Below are 21430 nucleotides of genomic sequence, written 5' to 3'. Positions count from 1 at the left end.
GGGAAAACAGTCCCCTAAAGTTAAAGGTCTGCGGTATGAATAAAAACACTACCGAAATTGCCGCTTTAAAACCTGATTATCTTGGGTTTATTTTCTGGAAACCTTCCAAACGTTCTTTTAATGGAATTATGCCACACTTGCCACATAGTGTTAAAAAAGTAGGCGTGTTTGTAGATGCCGATGTGGATGAAATTAAAAGCTTGGCACTAGAGTACGGGCTTCTATTGGCACAATTACACGGAAAGGAAAGTCCCGCTTTTTGCGAAGCGTTAAAGAAAGCGGTTCCGCATCTTAAAATAATTAAGGTCTTCTCCATTAAGGATAGTTTCGACTTCAAGGAATTAACGCCCTTTGAAGGAGTTTGCGATTATTATCTATTCGATACTAAAGGAAAACTTCCTGGGGGAAACGGATATACCTTTGATTGGAGCTTGCTAAAAAACTACCCTTCTAAAAAACCCTATTTTTTAAGTGGTGGAATAGGTTTAGACGAACTAGCGTCGATCAATGCGTTTATAAAAAGACCAGAATCCCAGTACTGTCATGCTATTGATGTGAACAGTAAGTTCGAAATAGAACCTGGGCTAAAGGAGGTAGGAAAGCTAGAAGAGTTTAAAAAAAGAATCAGTAATTAGATACTGAATAAAAACAGTGTTTGCTGTTGAAAATATATTAGAAAATTAACTCAGAACCGTCAACTTAAAACTGACAACAATGAAATATCACGCAGACGAAAAAGGATATTACGGAGAATTCGGGGGAGCTTTTATTCCTGAAATGCTATACCCTAACGTAGAAGAGTTACGCCGTAACTACTTGAAAATAATGTACGAGGATTCTTTTCAAAAAGAGTTCCATCAATTATTAAAAGATTACGTAGGCAGGCCGTCACCACTCTATTTTGCAAAGCGTCTTTCTGAAAAACATGGAGCCAAAATTTACCTTAAACGGGAAGATCTAAACCATACCGGAGCACACAAGGTTAATAATACTATTGGTCAAATATTAATGGCCAAAAGATTAGGCAAAACAAGAATTATAGCCGAAACTGGCGCAGGACAACATGGTGTAGCTACCGCCACTGTCTGTGCGCTTATGGGCATGGCATGTATCGTTTACATGGGTGAAATAGATATTGCCAGACAAGCACCTAATGTAGCGCGGATGAAAATGCTTGGTGCAGAAGTAAGACCGGCACTTTCAGGAAGCCGTACACTTAAGGACGCCACCAACGAAGCCATTCGCGATTGGATTAATAATCCTGTAGACACCCACTACATTATAGGTTCGGCTATTGGACCCCACCCTTATCCCGATATGGTCACTAGGTTTCAATCGGTTATATCAGAGGAAATCAAATGGCAGTTAAAAGAAAAAGAAGGGCGTGAAAATCCTGATTACATTGTCGCCTGTATCGGCGGTGGCAGTAATGCCGCCGGTACCTACCATCACTTTTTAGACGAACCTGAAGTTGGTATTATTGCTGTTGAGGCTGCTGGTAAGGGAGTTGAATCTGGAGAAAGTGCGGCCACATCTGCCCTAGGCAAAGTAGGTATTATCCATGGTTGTAAAACCATGTTGATGCAAACAACGGACGGACAGATAACCGAGCCCTATTCCATTTCAGCAGGATTGGATTACCCAGGTGTTGGACCCATGCATTCACATTTACACAAATCTGGAAGAGCGGAGTTTTATTCCGCTACGGATGACGAGGCCATGACCGCAGGTTTAGAATTATCCCAACTGGAAGGTATTATTCCTGCTATTGAAACGGGACATGCTTTTGCCATTTTTGAACATAAAAAGTTTAAACCGGAAGATGTGGTTGTAATTAGCTTATCCGGTCGTGGTGATAAGGATTTAAACACCTATATAGATTATTTTAAACTATAGATTTTATTACTGAACAAATGAACAGAATTAATCAAAAGATGCAGGAGAATAAAAAGCTCTTGTCCATATATTTCACTGCGGGTTATCCGGCCTTAGAAGATACCGTGCCCATTATTCAAGACCTTGAAAATAATGGTGTAGATATGATTGAAATTGGTCTGCCTTTTAGCGACCCCTTGGCAGATGGACCAACCATACAGGAGAGTTCCACAGCCGCCCTTAAAAATGGCATGACCACCGAAAAACTGTTTGAACAACTTAAAGATATAAGGCAAACGGTTGCTATTCCCTTAATAGTTATGGGCTATTTTAATCCCATGCTACAATACGGCGTTCAGGATTTCTGTAAAAAATGTCATGAAATAGGTGTTGATGGACTTATTATGCCAGATTTACCTTTGGATGTATATAAGAATGAATATGAGGACATCTTTAAAAAGTACGGTCTCATCAATGTATTTTTAATTACACCACAGACTAGCGACGAACGTATTCGCGAAATTGACGAAGCCTCTGACGGTTTTATCTATATGGTAAGTTCCGCTAGTGTTACGGGTTCTAAATCTGGTTTTGGTAACGAACAAGAGGCTTATTTTGAGCGTATTGCTAAAATGAATTTAAAAAAACCACAGATTGTTGGTTTTGGGATAAAAGATGCAGAAACCTTTCAACAGGCTACAAAAACTGCCAAAGGCGCTATTATTGGTTCTGCTTTTATTAAGCATTTAACGGTTTGTGGGAAAAATAAGATTCAAGAATTTATAAGAAAGATTCGATAATTATATAAGATGAAAATCTCCAAACCAACGAAGGATGAGATTTCAATTTCATTGACCATAGTAGGGTGTTTTTTAGTTTTAGTTTATATAACACTTCCCGTTAAGAACAATTTTGGGCTAACCTTCGCTATTTTTACTATTCCCTATCCTTCTCGCACCATGGTTATTGAAAATCGTAGATAATAAATTAAAATAACGAACTTAAAACCTTACTTCAAAACTCAATTATTCCTATGTAATTGTAAGTAAATCAATACATTATATTTCTTTAAAAAACCATATATCCATTAAATCGGTTTTTTACCGAAAATGTTAAAATTTTCTTAGCATACTTTCCCTACTTTCTTAATTTGCTCTGTTATAACCATTAACTATTAGATTTTTAGAGTGCCTATGGCTTAAAATTACTCCCGTTTTATTTTGTTCCCAACAGATACAAGTCTTTGTAGTTATACATGGTATGCTTGTTACGGATTTAATTGTGCCAAGGTTCAAAAATCATTTTTGACCGACAGTATGAAAAAACAAAGTCTTGCCTTATTAGCAACAGCTTCCTTTATTTCTATATCAATACTAACCCTATTCAATCTTAAGGATAAACCTAAGGAAAGTACGGAGGAGTTAGCTTATTTTGATTTCAGTCAGTTAGAAACCCCTAAGAAGCAACTACCATTTAGTGAAAATAGTTACCCAATAAATGAACCTGTTGACCAACCAGTCTTAATACCACTTCTAAATCCTGTTCCCACAGGAAAGTTTTTAAACAATAGTTTACCAACTATAACACCTGCACCACTTGGCAACGGTGGTAACGCCCCTAATCTGTTATCACAAACCGGTGCTTTTACAAACTTGGTAAATCTTGTACCCGCACCCGAATTAATTCCCTATGATATGATTGAGCCTTTTTGGTCCGATGGTGCTGAAAAAAGTAGATGGATGGTCATACCCAATGATGGAAACCATGATTCTGCAGAAGAACAGATTGTGTTTTCAAACACGGATGCTTGGGATTTTCCCAAAGGAAGCGTCCTCATAAAGCATTTTGAATTGGGAGGTAAACGTTTAGAAACAAGATTTGAAATAAAAGGGGATGATGATGTCTTTTATTACCTAACGTATAAATGGAATGATGCGCAAACTAATGCAACTTTATTAAACGACGCTGTTGATGAAGATGTTATAGTAAACGGTATTACACAATCTTGGCACTACCCCAGCAGAGCTGAATGTGCCTCCTGTCACTTTCCTCAGAACGGAAGTGTGCTAGGTCCTAAAACCAGAAATTTAAACAAAGAGATTACCTACCCTAGTAACGGTTCAACACTCAATCAATTAGTGGCTTTGAGTCAAATTGGTATTATAAGTGAAACTATAACAGCCAGTAACGTTGACAACTACCCTAAAGTCTACGCAAAAAATGATGCAAATGCCTCTCTTGAGGACAAGGCAAGAACCTATTTAGATGTAAACTGTGCAAGCTGCCACAACCCTAGCGTAGATAACATCGCTATGTTTGATGCGCGCTATACTACGCCACTAGAAAATCAAAATATTATAAATGGTGATGTGGTATATGATGAAGGGTTAAATAACCCTAAAGTAATTATTCCCCAAGATGTTGCTAACTCCATGGCACACTTTAGAATGAACTCAACCCAAACAGGTATTGAAATGCCGCCGATATCCAAAGATGTTGTTGATGCAGGTGGTGTTCAACTAATAGAAGATTGGATTAATAGCCTTACACCAACTACATCTTCACCTCCCGTAGCGGTATTTTCTGCCTCTACGGTAAGCGGTACGTCTCCGTTGAGTGTTAATTTTGATGCATCTGCATCAACCGATGCAGATAATGATCCATTAACCTATTCTTGGGATTTTGGTGATGGTAGTACAGCTACAGGTATAACAACCAGCCATGTATTTACCAATATTGGAGCATATACGGTAACATTAACTGTAAATGATGGTTCGGAATCAGATCAAACATCCACTTCAATCGCAGTAAATAATAATAACCCTGGTAGTAATACAGTTTCGTTCACGGATGGCACAACACTTTTACGACAAGACAACTTTAGTGGCCTACCCATGGGTGTTATTGACATGAATGGCGATGGTAGAGATGATATTGTTCAATTTAATTCGGCAAGAAATCTAAGAATTCAATATCAAAACGGAGCTGGACAGCAATTTACCACTCATGATCATGGTGCTGTTAGCACACAAAACCAATGGGGTACTGCCATAGCTGATTTTGATCAAAATGGATATAATGATGTTATGTCAGGTGGTTTTAAAGATAACTTGAAAATTATCAAGAATAATAATGGCAACAACTCATACTCGCAATCTATTTTACCAGACTCTGATGATATATTCTTGCAAGGCGCAAATTTCGCTGATATCAATAGTGATGGTTGGGCAGATATTTTTGCTTGCCATGATCTTGCAGAATCACGAGCATATCAAAATAACCAAAATGGAACTTTGTTTTTTAATGAAGATTTAATAAGTACAGAAACAATTCCAATTAGCGACAATTCAGGAAATTATGCGAGCATGTGGACTGATTATGACAATGATGGTGATTTAGACTTATACATATCTAAATGCCGTGGCGGCGTAACTGACCCCACCGATCCGCGCCGTATAAATATGCTATGGCAAAATGATGGTAATAACAACTATAATGAAGTAGCTGCGGAAGCCAATCTTAAAATAGGTGATCAAACATGGCTTTCAGATTTTGGAGATATTGATAATGATGGTGATTTAGATGCGATTATCATCAATCACGGAACAGGACCTAATTTAATGCGTAACAACGGTAATGGTACTTTTACTGAAGTAACTTCTGGTAGCGGGCTTTTACCAGTTCTAGATCCAGCAAATTTTTATGGTATTCAAGGTTTCTTTAAAGATTTTAATAATGACGGATTTATAGATTTAATGGTATCTGGTGACTATCACTATATTTTTTATAATAATGGGGATGGTACTTTTCAGAATGCAACTAATCCATTTAATTCAAATCAAATTCAATCTTTCTCAGTTGGTGATATCAATCATGATGGGTTCTTAGACATCTACGCTGGGTATGCGACCGGACTAAATTCACCGAGTTCTACCAAAGATCGTATTTGGTTAAATAATGGAAACTCAAACAACTTTTTAAATATTCAATTAACTGGAACCAATAGTAATATAAATGCTATTGGAGCTCGAGTTGAATTATATGGTACTTGGGGTATACAGATTAGAGATGTTCGCTCAGGTGAAGGTTATGGCCTGGTAAATTCGTATACGCAACATTTTGGTATTGGAGTTAATACTACTGTAGATAAAGTTGTAGTTCGTTGGCCCTCAGGAAATGTCGATGAAATAATAAACCCACAGCCGAATCAATTTTTGAAAGTTGTTGAATCTGTACCAGAACCCACTTGCGACGACGGTCTTAAAAATGGTGACGAAACGGGTATCGATTGTGGCGGTTCATGCACAAACAGCTGCCCTTGTGAAGGAGAAATCGTTGTTTCCATTGATTTTGAAAATGCTTCCGCATCGGATTGGATCACCTCAGGGACCGCATCTACCGGCACCTTCATTGTTGCCGATCCTACCTCACAGGTTACTTCCGGTATCATAACACAGTTGGAAGATGACCACAGCCCTCAGGGTACTAATGCATTTTTTACCGCTACCAACACTTCCGTGGGCGCAAACGACGTAGATCAAGGTGTGAGCATAGCTACTTCTCCTGTATATCGGATAACGCAGGATTCCGAACTTTCAATTTGGTATTTCTTTGGCCAAAGGGATGCCGGGGATGACCCGGACGACTATTTCCTATTGGAATATTCATTGGACAATGGTACCTCCTACACCGCACTCGCTTCCTATGGGGATGAGACCGTAAACGCACAATGGACGGAAGCAAAAGCGGAAATACCTCAAGGATCTGATCTTGTACTTAGGGTTTCCGCTTCAGACGGTACTTCCAACGGAGATATTATTGAGGCCGGTATCGATGATTTCGTAGTCACTAGCCTATGTCGGGAACCTGTTTTAGTTACGGGGATTGTTTTAAGTGAAGAAAACATTTCTCTTGAAGTTGGAGAGAACATTACCATTGATGCCTCCGTGCAGCCAGAAGATGCGGATGACACATTGGTCAATTGGTCCTCATCCGATGAGAACATCGCCAACGTAAATTCAGACGGTACAATAACCGCCATTGCAGAGGGTATCGCTACAATTACGGCAACTACCAACGACGGGGATTTTACCGCTAACGTAGCCGTAACCGTAACCAGTCCTGATATACCTGTAACGGGAATAAACATAAATCCAGAGGCTGCAAACCTAATTATTGGCGAGACAATTAATCTCTCTGCGAATGTAATTCCGCAAAATGCAACTAACACTCAGATTACATGGTCTTCAAGTGATAACACGATCGCCACCGTAGACGCGAACGGAGTCGTTCTGGCACAAGCTCCAGGTGTCGCAACAATCTCGGCAATAACCGCTGACGGTGCGTTCGAAGATACCTCCAACATTACAGTAGAACCTAATTCGATAGGGGTTACAGGGGTTACCTTGAATGAATCTTCAGCAACGCTAGAAATAGGACAATCCATTGTTCTTACCGCAACTATAAACCCTGAAGATGCAACCGACCAAACCGTTCAATGGAGCAGTAGTGACGAAACCATCGCAACAGTGGACGGTAACGGTGAGGTAATAGCCGTTTCCGAAGGAACAGCTACCATAACCGTAACCACCGTTGACGGAGCATATACAGCGGATTTAACCCTAACAGTAGATTCTACAACTTGTGCTTCCGTAAACTTGACCCCAGAGTACAATATAAACGGTCAGGAATATGTAGCTGCAGAAAGCAATGGCTCAATAACACTTTCCGAAGGTGATTGGCTCATTCTAAGTGTGTTGCCGAACGATGGGGCTTTCTCCATAACGGGACCGAACGGTAATGAAAAACCAATGGATATTAACGACCTTACCTTATTCAACTTCTCACAATCCGATACAGGTATCTATACCTTCACCACGGAAGATGGATGTACGACCAGTCTAGAAGTACTTATAGATAGCACTCCTGTAAATTGTGCTTCCGTAAACTTGATTCCAGAGTACAACATAAACGGTCAGGAATATCTAGCTGCAGAAAGCAATGGCTCAATAACCCTTTCAGAAGGTGATTGGCTCATTCTAAGTGTATTGCCGAACGATGGGGCTTTTTCCATAACGGGACCGAACGGTAATGAAAAACCAATGGATATTAACGACCTTACCTTATTCAACTTCTCACAATCCGATACAGGTATCTATACCTTCACCACGGAAGATGGTTGTACAACCACATTGAACATTACCATAGACGATGCTCCCGTAAATTGTACCTCCGTAGGTCTGATACCGGAATACAATATAAACGGACAGGAATACCTTGCAGATGAGGACAACGCAACGCTCTCCTTAAACCAAGGGGACTGGATCATTTTGAGCGTACTACCAAACGATGGCGCATTCTCGATAACGGGACCCAACAATAAACCCATGGACATACAGGACCTGACCATATTCGATCTATCGGAGTCCGATACGGGTACCTATACATTTACTACAGAAAACGGATGTACAACAACATTGAATTTAACACTCGAGAACACACCTTTGGACTGTACCAACATAAATCTTGTCCCCGAATACAACATAAACGGACAGGACTATCTGCAAGCAGAGGATAACCAAGTGCTCTCTTTGACCGAAGGTGACTGGATAATATTGAGCATATTGCCCAACGAAGAGGGAGCCTTCTCCGTTTCAGGGGCCAATGGTAACGATAAGGACATGGGCATTGAAGATTTGGTCATATTCAACTTGGGCCCCGAAGATGCAGGGGATTACCAATTCACAACAGAAAACGGATGCACTACCGTTTTGACCTTACAGGTGGTTCCCTCCGTTAGTGCGTTAACGACCATAACTCCTTTATTGGAAACAGAAGGCACGGGTGAACTGTCCGTCTTTCCTAACCCGAGCAAAGGTATGGTCACAATCGATTTAAGGTCCCTATCCCAAAAGAACGTGAATATTACCGTCTACAATTCATCAGGGAAAATCGTTCATGAAACCGTCTTTGCCGAAAATCACGGTGCGTTCGAAGAAATGAACCTGGAACAACTATCCGATGGCGTATATCATATCCTTTTCCGAACCGTAGATAAAATAGAAGCTAAATCTTTAATCATTAAAAAATAAATCGAACACTAAAACTCCCATTTTATAATTCCAAAGAATTTATAAGAAAATAAATACGTTGAAAATATTAAGCGCAGCAAATAATCCAGAATAATCGTTTTTTGCCGAAAACTAAAAATTCTAGGGTCAGTAATCTTATTTCAAACGCTACTTTTAACACTAAATTTTGTTCCTGTATGAAAGCAAACTTACTCCTTAATAAATCAAAAAAAATCGGTATCGTTTTTTTAACCTTTTCCATGTTTAGTGCAATACCATACTTTGCTGATTCTGGTTTAGATACACCTGAACCTATTGACAGTTTTTTAAATGGTGCTTTCCCAGATAAATCAAACACAGCGGAGCCGTATGTATCTGCTTTCCCAAATCTTAGATTTGATTCTCCTTTGACCTTCACAACGATTCCCAATAGTAATAAGTTGGTAGTTGGTCAAAGAGACGGAAAAATATTTTGGTTCGAAAATGACAATGACATCGCCAACAAAAATCTTTTAGCAGATTTATCCAATGAAGTTGGCGTGGTATGGGATGGTGGTTTTCTAGGCCTATCCATTCATCCTGAGTTTGGTACTTCTGGCAAGAATTACTTCTACTTGTTTTACACAACAAAAGACCGTAATGGAGACAATTATCCTAATGGTTTTATTTCAGGTTTTGGTTGTAATAGGGAGGACTTCTGGGGTAACTATTTGATTTTGAAAAGAATTGAAGTTAATCCAAACAATTTAGACGTGGTACCCAACAGTGGTTTGGAGATGATAAAAATGCGAATGTTCAGTTCTACTCATAGGGGTGGTGGTATGTCTTTTGGAAATGATGGCTATCTTTATATACCTACCGGAGATCAATCTGCATATAGTAAATCCCAAATCATCGATACAAATTTAGATGGGGGAGTCCTTAGGATAGACGTTGATCAAAATCCAACAAAGAGTCACGCTCCAATTCGGAAAATGCCAGAGGGAGGACGTTTTGCTGACGAAATTTCTGGCGTTGGTTATTGGATTCCGAATGACAATCCATTTCCAAGTCCTAACGGAAATCGTTTTGAAGAGTATTATTCTATAGGTCATAGAAACCCACATAGAATGACCAAAGACCGCCTAACCGGCACCATGTATATTGGTGAGATTGGCGAAGGCACACACGAGGAAATCAATGTTGTCAGACCGGGGAAAAATTACGGTTGGCCTTTATGGGAAGGCAATATGTTTACCAACCGTAATTGTATAGAAATGCTTGACAACATGCCACACGAAAGACCTTTAGTATCTTTTCCTAGAGCAGAGGCCAATGCAATTATCGGTGGTTATGTTTATAGGGGTAATGCCATGCCAGATTACTACGGAAAATATTTTTGTGCTGATTATGGTGTTGGAGAAGAAATCTGGGCCGTGGACATAAACACGGGGCAATATGAATTAGTTACAGAATTTTCCCCAACGAATATCATTTCGTTTGGAGAGGACAACAAAGGAGAATTATATCTATTGAGTCAAGGAGATAATGTGCCATTATATAAGCTTAGACAAAGTGCTGAATTGGAAGGAAATGTTCCTTCCCTCTTATCAGAAACTGGAGCTTTTCAAGATTTACAGACCTTACAACCAAGCCAAGGGGTTATTCCCTACGAATTGATAGAGGCGTTCTGGTCCGATGGTGCAGAAAAAAAGCGTTGGATGGCCATACCAAACAACGGTTCGCACGATACAGCAAGTGAACAAATCTCATTCTCGGAAAATAGCGATTGGGAATTTCCAGTGGGCTCCGTACTCATAAAACATTTCGAGCTTTCTATTGATGAAAACAACCCTTCACTTACCAAGAGATTAGAAACACGTTTCTCAATCAAAACCACTAACGGTTCTTTCTATTATTTAACCTATAAATGGAATGATGCACAAACAGATGCCCTTCTTTTAGAATCGGGTCTTAACGAAAATATTCAAATTTCGAAAGCGGATGGAAGTACAGAAATACAAACATGGACATATCCGTCAGCCGCAGATTGTATTTCTTGTCATAACCCTGCAACCGGTGGAACCCTAGGTACCAGAACGCGATATTTAAATTCGGACTATACTTATGAAAAAACAGGAAAAACCGGTAATCAATTGGTTACACTTAGCCACTTGGGCATTCTCAATGCGACCATTGATGACGCAGATACCGAAAATTTCCAAACATATAAAACCCTAGCTGATGATACAGCTACTTTAGACGAAAAAGCAAGGTCTTATTTAGATTTAAATTGTGCCTATTGTCATAGACCAGGAGGCACTGGAGAAAGGGCCCAATTTGACCTTAGACTTTTTAATAGTTTGGCACAAACAAATCTTTTAACCGTTGGAACAAATACTCCTATAGGAATTGATGGAGAAAAAATTGTTGTTCCTGGAGATGCTTCCAAATCAATTCTTTTTCATAGAACGAACAGTACAGATGCATCAATAGCAATGCCTCCAATTGCAAAAAATACAGTTGATGAAAGAGCGGTAAGCCTCATATCAGAATGGATTAATCAACTTGATCCTAATACTATAACTCCAAAAATTAAACCCTCAACTTATAAGATTACAAATGTTGGTAGTGGAAAGGTTATGGATATTTCTGGGCAATCTCAAGAAAATTATGCCGATGTCCATCAGTGGGAAGATTTAGCAGCCGAAAATCAACAGTTTATTGTTCAATCCGTGAACGACACTGATTACAGGATTAAAGCGGTGCATAGCAATAAAAACATAGATGTGGAAGGCAGAGGACAAGCTCCAGGAACCAATGTCATTCAATTTGACGAAAACGGTACAATCGCACAAGATTTCAAATTTGAATATATTGAGGATAATCAATTTGTTATTAAAAGTTTGGCAAATGGTTTGTATCTCGGTGTTGAAAACAATGCAGATACTGCCGGTGCGAGTATTAAAACCTATTCTTACGATGGATCCGATTATTTTAAATGGATTTTTACAGATTTAATCAACACCCCAGAACCCACTTGCGACGACGGTCTTAAAAATGGTGACGAAACGGGTATCGATTGTGGCGGTTCATGCACAAACAGCTGCCCTTGTGAAGGAGAAATCGTTGTTTCCATTGATTTTGAAAATGCTTCCGCATCGGATTGGATCACCTCAGGGACCGCATCTACCGGCACCTTCATTGTTGCCGATCCTACCTCACAGGTTACTTCCGGTATCATAACACAGTTGGAAGATGACCACAGCCCTCAGGGTACTAATGCATTTTTTACCGCTACCAACACTTCCGTGGGCGCCAACGACGTAGATCAAGGTGTGAGCATAGCTACTTCTCCTGTATATCGGATAACGCAGGATTCCGAACTTTCAATTTGGTATTTCTTTGGCCAAAGGGATGCCGGGGATGACCCGGACGACTATTTCCTATTGGAATATTCATTGGACAATGGTACCTCCTACACCGCACTCGCCTCCTATGGGGATGAGACCGTAAACGCACAATGGACGGAAGCAAAAGCGGAAATACCTCAAGGATCTGATCTTGTACTTAGGGTTTCCGCTTCAGACGGTACTTCCAACGGAGATATTATTGAGGCCGGTATCGATGATTTCGTAGTCACTAGCCTATGTCGGGAACCTGTTTTAGTTACGGGGATTGTTTTAAGTGAAGAAAACATTTCTCTTGAAGTTGGAGAGAACATTACCATTGATGCCTCCGTGCAGCCAGAAGATGCGGATGACACATTGGTCAATTGGTCCTCATCCGATGAGAACATCGCCAACGTAAATTCAGACGGTACAATAACCGCCATTGCAGAGGGTATCGCTACAATTACGGCAACTACCAACGACGGGGATTTTACCGCTAACGTTTCGGTAACCGTAACCAGTCCTGATATACCTGTAACGGGAATAAACATAAATCCAGAGGCTGCAAACCTAATTATTGGCGAGACAATTAATCTCTCTGCGAATGTAATTCCGCAAAATGCAACTAACACTCAGATTACATGGTCTTCAAGTGATAACACGATCGCCACCGTAGACGCGAACGGAGTCGTTCTGGCACAAGCTCCAGGTGTCGCAACAATCTCGGCAATAACCGCTGACGGTGCGTTCGAAGATACCTCCAACATTACAGTAGAACCTAATTCGATAGGGGTTACAGGGGTTACCTTGAATGAATCTTCAGCAACGCTAGAAATAGGACAATCCATTGTTCTTACCGCAACTATAAACCCTGAAGATGCAACCGACCAAACCGTTCAATGGAGCAGTAGTGACGAAACCATCGCAACAGTGGACGGTAACGGTGAGGTAATAGCCGTTTCCGAAGGAACAGCTACCATAACCGTAACCACCGTTGACGGAGCATATACAGCGGATTTAACCCTAACAGTAGATTCTACAACTTGTGCTTCCGTAAACTTGACCCCAGAGTACAATATAAACGGTCAGGAATATGTAGCTGCAGAAAGCAATGGCTCAATAACACTTTCCGAAGGTGATTGGCTCATTCTAAGTGTGTTGCCGAACGATGGGGCTTTCTCCATAACGGGACCGAACGGTAATGAAAAACCAATGGATATTAACGACCTTACCTTATTCAACTTCTCACAATCCGATACAGGTATCTATACCTTCACCACGGAAGATGGATGTACGACCAGTCTAGAAGTACTTATAGATAGCACTCCTGTAAATTGTGCTTCCGTAAACTTGATTCCAGAGTACAACATAAACGGTCAGGAATATCTAGCTGCAGAAAGCAATGGCTCAATAACCCTTTCAGAAGGTGATTGGCTCATTCTAAGTGTATTGCCGAACGATGGGGCTTTTTCCATAACGGGACCGAACGGTAATGAAAAACCAATGGATATTAACGACCTTACCTTATTCAACTTCTCACAATCCGATACAGGTATCTATACCTTCACCACGGAAGATGGTTGTACAACCACATTGAACATTACCATAGACGATGCTCCCGTAAATTGTACCTCCGTAGGTCTGATACCGGAATACAATATAAACGGACAGGAATACCTTGCAGGTGAGGACAACGCAACGCTCTCCTTAAACCAAGGGGACTGGATCATTTTGAGCGTACTACCAAACGATGGCGCATTCTCGATAACGGGACCCAACAATAAACCCATGGACATACAGGACCTGACCATATTCGATCTATCGGAGTCCGATACGGGTACCTATACATTTACTACAGAAAACGGATGTACAACAACATTGGATTTAACACTCGAGAACACACCTTTGGACTGTACCAACATAAATCTTGTCCCCGAATACAACATAAACGGACAGGACTATCTGCAAGCAGAGGATAACCAAGTGCTCTCTTTGACCGAAGGTGACTGGATAATATTGAGCATATTGCCCAACGAAGAGGGAGCCTTCTCCGTTTCAGGGGCCAATGGTAACGATAAGGACATGGGCATTGAAGATTTGGTCATATTCAACTTGGGCCCCGAAGATGCAGGGGATTACCAATTCACAACAGAAAACGGATGCACTACCGTTTTGACCTTACAGGTGGTTCCCTCCGTTAGTGCGTTAACGACCATAACTCCTTTATTGGAAACAGAAGGCACGGGTGAACTGTCCGTCTTTCCAAACCCGAGCAAAGGTATGGTCACAATCGATTTAAGGTCCCTATCCCAAAAGAACGTGAATATTACCGTCTACAATTCATCAGGGAAAATCGTCCATGAAACCGTCTTTGCCGAAAATCACGGTGCGTTCGAAGAAATGAACCTGGAACAACTATCGGATGGAGTATATCATATCCTTTTCCGAACCGTAGATAAAATAGAAGCTAAATCTTTAATCATTAAATAAAGACCAACATTAATAAGAATAACGCCTCTAAATTAATTTAGAGGCTTTCTTGTTCAAATTTTGTTATAAAGAGCTATTTTAGGGATTCAAATAAGTACTATGAAAAAGCTCTATTTTGTATCACTATTTTTTTTAAGTATCTGGGGATTTTCCCAAGACTCTACCGCTATAAAATCTCAAGTAAGGCATAGTATCGATGAACTAGTAGATTTTGTAAAAATCCCAAATGATGCTTTAAATGCGGACGATATAGATGCTAACCTTATCTGGTTGCGAGATAAGTTCAATAATCGGGGCTTTAATACGAGTATCTTAGAAACTGAGAATCTACCCTTATTCTTTGCTGCCCTCCCCATGGACGACAGCAAACCCACTATATTATTTTATATGCATTTGGATGGCCAGTCAGTTGATCCTTCTAAATGGGACCAACCTAATCCTTATGAAACCGTATTAAAATCTAAAGACGGAGACCAATGGAAGACCGAGTCTTTTTCGGACTTAAATGACGACATTAATTATGACTGGCGCTTATTTGGACGCTCTACCTCAGATGATAAGGGACCCATTGTCATGTTTCTTAATGCTATTGATCTTTTGAAGAAAAATAATATAGCACTTCCCTTTAATGTTAAGGTCATTCTAGACAGTGAGGAAGAAAAAAGTAGTAAGCCCCTACCCCAGGCCGTAAAACAGTACAGAGAACTTTTAAAAGCAGATTTTTTAGTGATTAACGATGGGCCTGTTCACCCGTCTGGTAAACCAACTATTATTTATGGATGCCGTGGAATAACAACATTATCCTTAACAACATTTGGCCCCATTAAACCGCAACACAGCGGTCACTACGGAAATTATGCTCCCAACCCAGGATTTCAGTTAGCCCAATTACTAGCTAATATGAAAGATAAAGAGGGTCGAGTTCTAATTCCAGGATATTATGATGGTATTAATTTAAACGAAGCCACACAGGCCGTCTTGAAAAGTGTTCCGGATAGTGATGAATTAATTTCAGAGAAACTTCAATTTAAAACAGCGGAAAAAGTAGGGGCATTTTACCAAGAGGCACTACAATATCCTAGCCTAAACATTCGAGGTTTAGGTTCTGGATGGATTGGTGAAAAAGCGAGAACTATAGTTCCGGCGACTGCGACTGTTGAACTCGATTTAAGACTTGTTCCCGAATCTGATGGTACGCGTCTTAAAAATCTGGTCAAGAACTATATTACAAGTGAAGGTTTTTACATTACTAATGATCTACCAACAGCAAAAGAACGTCTAGAACACGATAAAATCGTAATGTTCAAAGAAGGCTCGGTTACCGATGCTTTTAGAACCGACCTTAATAATCCTAATGGTGATTTCCTTGTTAAAACACTAAAAAGTACATTCCAAGACGATGTTGTTCAAATTCGGATTATGGGCGGAACCGTGCCTATTTCACCATTTATAAACGAGTTAAAAATTCCGGCGTTTATCGTACCAATGGTAAACGCGGACAATAATCAGCATAGTCCCAATGAGAATTTAAAAATTGGTCAAATAGCCTATGGTATTCAAACATTCTACGCTATTCTAAGCACTCCTTTGAATTAAATATCGTCATTAAAAGAGTTATTTGAGTAAGATATTCTAAATTATCATGAAAATATCACGGAAAGAAAATCTTTCTGTGACCACTTTGTTATCTCCTATTTTTTCATTTGTACAAAACCTAAAATACATTACAATGAAAAAAACTAATCTTTTAACCATTTTTATCTTTTTGCTACTATTAGCAAGCTGTTCCGAAGAGAACGAACAAGTTCAACAACCAATTACGCCAGTATCCGGAGCAATTGCTGGCGGACCTTTTACATTTTGTGTAGATGGAGTAGCCGATATGGTTTCTGGTATTACCCTTAACAGTGATGAAAGTATGGGCACAAACAGCTCATTTATTGTCACTGATGACCAAAGAAATATTTTAGGCCTTCCCCCTACTATTGAAGCTTTAGAGGGTGTTAACTTTGATAGAGCGGGAGCGGGAGTTTGCCTAATCTGGTATTTAAGATATGAAGACGGTCTTGCAGGTTTAGAAGCAGGCCTGAACACAGATGATTTAACAGGGACATTTGACCTCTCGAATTCGATAGAGGTAGTTAGAAACGAAACCGTTGCAGGCGAAATTTCTGGTGGACCTTACAAATTTACCGTAGATGGCACACCTGATTTTGTTAAGGAATTGACACTTAACGCTGAAAACGCCAAAGGAACAAATAGTACTTGGGTAATTACAGACGATAAGCTCAACATCTTAGGCCTACCTCCCACTTTAGATGCGGTAAAAGAAGTAGATTTTGACCAAGCTGGTGCGGGTGTTTGCCTTATCTGGTATTTGCGTTTTGAAGATGGTCTAGAAGGTGCAGAAGCTGGTTTAAACGCCGCAGACCTTTCTGGTTGTTTTAGTCTTTCTAATTCTATTGAAGTTACTCGATTACAAGCGGCACAGGCAGGTGTAATATCTGGTGGTCCGTTTAGTTTTTGTGTTGATGGCACAGCCGATTTTGTTACCGATATCAGCTTAGATGCCAGCGAAGCTTCTGGAAGCTTGAGCAGTTGGATAATAACGGATGACAAGGGAAACATCTTAGGCCTACCCCCGACTTTAGACGCTGTAAAAGGAGTTGACTTTGACGGAGCAGGAGCTGGAACATGCCTTATATGGTATTTACGATACGAAGAAGGTCTGACAGGACTTGAGGCAGGTATTAATGCCAACGATCTAAAAGGTAATTTTGGATTATCCAATGCTTTGGAAGTAGTTAGAAGTAAACCAAATGCGGGAACTTTGACCGGTGGTCCCTATACGTTTTATGTTGATGGAGAGGAAGATTTTGTAAGCGGTATTCATTTGGACAATTCTGAAGCTAGCGGTTCGCTCAGTACTTGGGTCATTACAGATGATCTAGGAAATATATTAGGATTACCACCAACTTTAGATGCAGTTGAAGGCGTTAATTTTGATGGTGCAGGACCGGGTACTTGCCTCATATGGTACCTACGTTATGAAGAAGGTTTACAAGGTGCGGAAATGGGAATGAACGCAAATAATTTAGAAGGATGTTTTGACCTATCCAATCCAGTTGAGGTAAACAGGTTAAAAGGTGCCAAAGCAGGTACAATCTCTGGCGGTCCCTATAGCTTCTGTGTGGACGGCGTAACCGATAATGTAAGCGGGATAGCTTTAGACAGCAGTAATGCTTTTGGGAGCAATAGCACTTGGGTAATTACAGATGATAAAGGAAATATACTTGGATTACCGCCAACTCTTGAAGCTGTTGAGGGTGTAGATTTTGATGAAGCGGGCGCAGGAACTTGCTTGATATGGTATTTACGTTATGAGGGCGAAATCAGGGGTCTTGCGCCAGAAATGAACGCAACAAATCTTGAAGGGAATTTTGACCTTTCCAATCCTTTAGAGGTTATACGTAACAAGCCAAATGCTGGAAGTATCTCTGGAGGTGCTTTCGAATTCATTGTAGATGGTACTCCGGATTTTGTAACTGGTATCACTTTAGATAATTCTGAAGCAGCAGGTGCCAATAGTTCATGGATTATTACCGATGAAAGCGGAAAAATCCTTGGTCTTCCACCAACCTTAGAGGCTGTAGAAGGTGTTAATTTCGATGCTGCCGGTGAAGGCACATGCTTTATCTATTACATAAGATATGAGGATGGGCTAAAAGGCCTTAAAGCAGGATGGACTTTTGATGAATTCGAGGGTTGCTATGACATTTCCAATTCTATAGAAGTATTACGAAAAATTCATTAGTGTAGTGTTTATTTGATTGTTGTAAAAAAGGGCAAGGAAATAATTTCCTTGCCCTTTTTATTTATACCCTTATAAGGATAATACTTAAGCAGAGTTTCTACTCGCATTAATATTCCCATATAAAGAACGTGTTACTATTTTCTCATATAGTTCTTTATGCTTGCTATTCGCCCCAATTTTCTGAAGCGCGTATTGCTGTATTACTAATAATGGTAGTACAATGCTTTCTCTTATTTTTATAGACTCTCTCGAGATAGTTTCTTTTTCCATTAGGATCTCCATACCGGAAAGCTCTAAAAGCATTTTTTTAGAAAGCTCGTACTCATCATGCAATATCTGCCAAAAATCACCGTACGCTTCATTCTCTTTCATATAGCTTGTTAATTCAAAATAGCATTTGGATAAACTCATCATACTATTCATCATCAAAGCTTGGAAAAAGGGAACTTCTTCATATAATTTTTGGGCTTCATCAAACCTGCCGTTATCCGCTAAAGACTTTAAGGCGGTACCTATTCCAAAATAACCTGGAACGTTCTGTTTTAACTGACTCCAGGATCCTACAAAAGATATAGCCCTTAAATCCGATAATTCTAATTTAGCCTTATTGCCTCGTTTACCGGGCCTACTTCCAATATTAGCTTTGGTGTAGTACTTTAACGTACTCATGTTTTCCAAGTAAGGCATAAAGTTTTCATGATGTTTTAGGGCATCATATTTCTCGAAACTCAGTTCGGATAGTTCTTCTATCAGGGCCCGGGAATCTTCTGAAATGGTAATCTCTTTCCCTAATATGGTATTGGAAAGTCCGGCAGTTAATAACTGTTCGCTATTATAAATAAATTGCTCCTTTGTACCATAAGTACTTGTAATGGTTTGCCCTTGGATGGTTAATTGAATTTCGTTGTTAGCCACCTTGTTGGTCTGTGCAGCATAAAAACGATGTGTTTTGCCACCACCCCTTGCCGGTGGACCTCCCCTACCATCAAAGAAAACAGCTGCTATTTCATTAGCATCACAAACCGCAGAAAGTTCTTCTTTTGTTTTAAGAATAGACCAATTAGCTTTTAAATAACCACCATCCTTGGTTCCATCAGAAAAACCGAGCATTATGGTCTGTTTATTTCCTCTATTGGATAAATGGGTCTTGTATGCTTTTAAATTAAAAAGCTGTTGCATGGTAGCTTCCGCATTGTCCATACCCTTCATGGTTTCAAAAAGCGGAACAATATCAAAAGTTATTTTCTTGTCTTCCCAACCACACCATCTAAACAAGGCATAAACAAAGAGAATACTAAATATATCCTCAGAATTACTGATAATATACCTGTTACATCCTTCCTCCCCATTCTTTGCTTGTATAGTTATCAATTGCGATACGTTCTTAATAGTATCTTTTACAATATCTTCCTCGTAATCTTCCGGCACCAAGGTCATCTTTTCATTCAATAAGATGTCTATTAATTTTGATTCTGAAAGTTCGTTTAAATCTTCCTTGACAAAACCGTTCTTTGCCAATACCGCGTTCATTACTTTGGTATGCATGCTATGGTCCTGCCTTATATCAATAGTGGCGAAATGGGTTTTAAAGATTTTGACCTTGTCTATGAACAAATCCAAATCTTTTAAATATAAATCGTGATACTTATCTACCAATGCAGTTCGTATCTGCTGCAAAGGCCCTATAATATCTTCATATCCTACATCTTTAGTAGGGTCGAACATGGCCTTATATAAATTAGCACGCAGCTTGTTTATAGGTTCCTGTACTTCTCTAAAAGTTAGTTTGTGTTGTAACCTTTTTAGGTCGTTATAATAACACTTCATGAGGTTAATACGCAACTCGTCCATTACATCTTTTGTAATACTAGCGGTAACAAAGGGATTACCATCTCTATCACCTCCAGGCCAAAAACCCAATTTGACAATGTCATGATTTTCAAAACCTCTGCTGCCCGCACTTCTTTTAATATAAGCATACATATCGCCAATAGCGTCATAGTAGACATTCCTAAGCGTATATATTATATTTTTAGCTTCATCTAGTGGTGTCGGTTTTTTGGCATTTACCAAAGAGGTTAATCCTAATTGCTGCAAGGCAACGTCTATTTCATCTATTTTATCTTCCAAAATAAGTGTTCTTAAATTGGTGATAATGTCTAAAACCGCTGGTGTGTAAAACTGGGTTGGATGCGCTGTAAGTACAATTCTTGCGCTAAAATTATCCAACTTATCGGCAATAGCCTCCCAAGAATTATTCTTCTCTACCAACTGAAAATAGTCCTTTAAGGATAAGGAACTGCTATGCTTATGTATTTTAGGAAAAGCCGCATCCTCTACACTATCATATAGTACCACTTGACGCTCTACATACTGTATTATACGGAACATAAAATCTATACGCTCTTCCTCGGTATCAAGATTTGCGAATCTTTCGAAAAAATCTTCTATAATTTCCTTGGGATTCAAGCCAGATTTTAAGCCTTTCTGGGATTGATCCATTAATAGGGGAATGAGCATTCCCACATTTTCTATATTCCGATACGGTAGATTTAAGAACAGGCTGTTGTAAACATTAAACTTATTCTGTACGGATTTTTTAAATTCTTCTAATCGTTCTTGCTGCTGCATACCTCAATTTCGTTATCAATTCTTATTTGGAAGTGTTTGGTTTAACTTACCAAATTTTCCGCTATAAATATCGCTATTATTAGAGAATCTTGACTTTAAATTTTAGTAAATAACAAAATTCGTAGGCGACACCACAAAAACAACAGCTTTGACAACATTAAGTCTTTACAACGAATAAA

9 protein-coding genes are annotated in these 21430 nt (G+C 39.6%); 8 read left to right on the top strand and 1 reads right to left on the bottom strand.

Going from position 1 to position 21430, the window contains the following annotated elements; all coding sequences use genetic code 11:
* Positions 1-35 precede the first annotated feature (35 nt).
* The 8 genes from SJY09_RS01325 to SJY09_RS01290 all read left to right on the top strand — a co-directional run bounded on the left by SJY09_RS01325 (position 36) and on the right by SJY09_RS01290 (position 18620).
* Positions 36-635 carry a phosphoribosylanthranilate isomerase gene (locus SJY09_RS01325; protein ID WP_396637180.1) on the top strand — a complete coding sequence of 200 codons (600 nt, stop codon included), beginning with the start codon at positions 36-38 and terminating at the stop codon, positions 633-635.
* 79 nt (positions 636-714) lie between these two features.
* Positions 715-1896: a tryptophan synthase subunit beta gene (gene trpB, locus SJY09_RS01320; protein ID WP_396637179.1), complete on the top strand. Its 1182-nt coding sequence runs from the start codon at positions 715-717 to the stop codon at positions 1894-1896.
* 17 nt (positions 1897-1913) lie between these two features.
* Entirely contained in the window at positions 1914-2675 is a 762-nt protein-coding gene (gene trpA, locus SJY09_RS01315; RefSeq protein WP_396637178.1) for a tryptophan synthase subunit alpha, read from the top strand.
* 9 nt (positions 2676-2684) lie between these two features.
* Complete coding sequence (locus SJY09_RS01310) at positions 2685-2858, top strand: hypothetical protein (protein WP_396637177.1); 174 nt, start codon at positions 2685-2687, stop codon at positions 2856-2858.
* A 333-nt stretch (positions 2859-3191) separates the two neighbouring features.
* Positions 3192-8966, top strand: a complete 5775-nt coding sequence (locus tag SJY09_RS01305; protein ID WP_396637176.1) for an Ig-like domain-containing protein — start codon at positions 3192-3194, stop codon at positions 8964-8966.
* A gap of 176 nt (positions 8967-9142) precedes the next feature.
* On the top strand, positions 9143-14806 hold the full coding sequence (locus SJY09_RS01300; protein ID WP_396637175.1) for an Ig-like domain-containing protein: 5664 nt from the start codon (positions 9143-9145) through the stop codon (positions 14804-14806).
* Between the two features lie 99 nt (positions 14807-14905).
* Complete coding sequence (locus SJY09_RS01295; RefSeq protein ID WP_396637174.1) at positions 14906-16402, top strand: M20/M25/M40 family metallo-hydrolase; 1497 nt, start codon at positions 14906-14908, stop codon at positions 16400-16402.
* 133 nt (positions 16403-16535) lie between these two features.
* The gene (locus SJY09_RS01290) at positions 16536-18620 is read left to right on the top strand and encodes a hypothetical protein (RefSeq protein ID WP_396637173.1); all 2085 of its coding nucleotides are present in this window, start codon (positions 16536-16538) and stop codon (positions 18618-18620) included.
* An 84-nt stretch (positions 18621-18704) separates the two neighbouring features.
* Here SJY09_RS01290 and SJY09_RS01285 read toward each other — a convergent pair whose 3' ends face one another.
* On the bottom strand, positions 18705-21251 hold the full coding sequence (locus SJY09_RS01285; RefSeq protein ID WP_396637172.1) for a phosphoenolpyruvate carboxylase: 2547 nt from the start codon (positions 21249-21251) through the stop codon (positions 18705-18707).
* Between the last annotated feature and the right edge of the window lie 179 nt (positions 21252-21430).

Origin of the sequence: Maribacter sp. R77961 (assembly GCF_044594925.1) — a bacterium.
GTDB lineage: Bacteria > Bacteroidota > Bacteroidia > Flavobacteriales > Flavobacteriaceae > Maribacter.
This window is presented reverse-complemented; position numbering and strand designations above follow the sequence as displayed.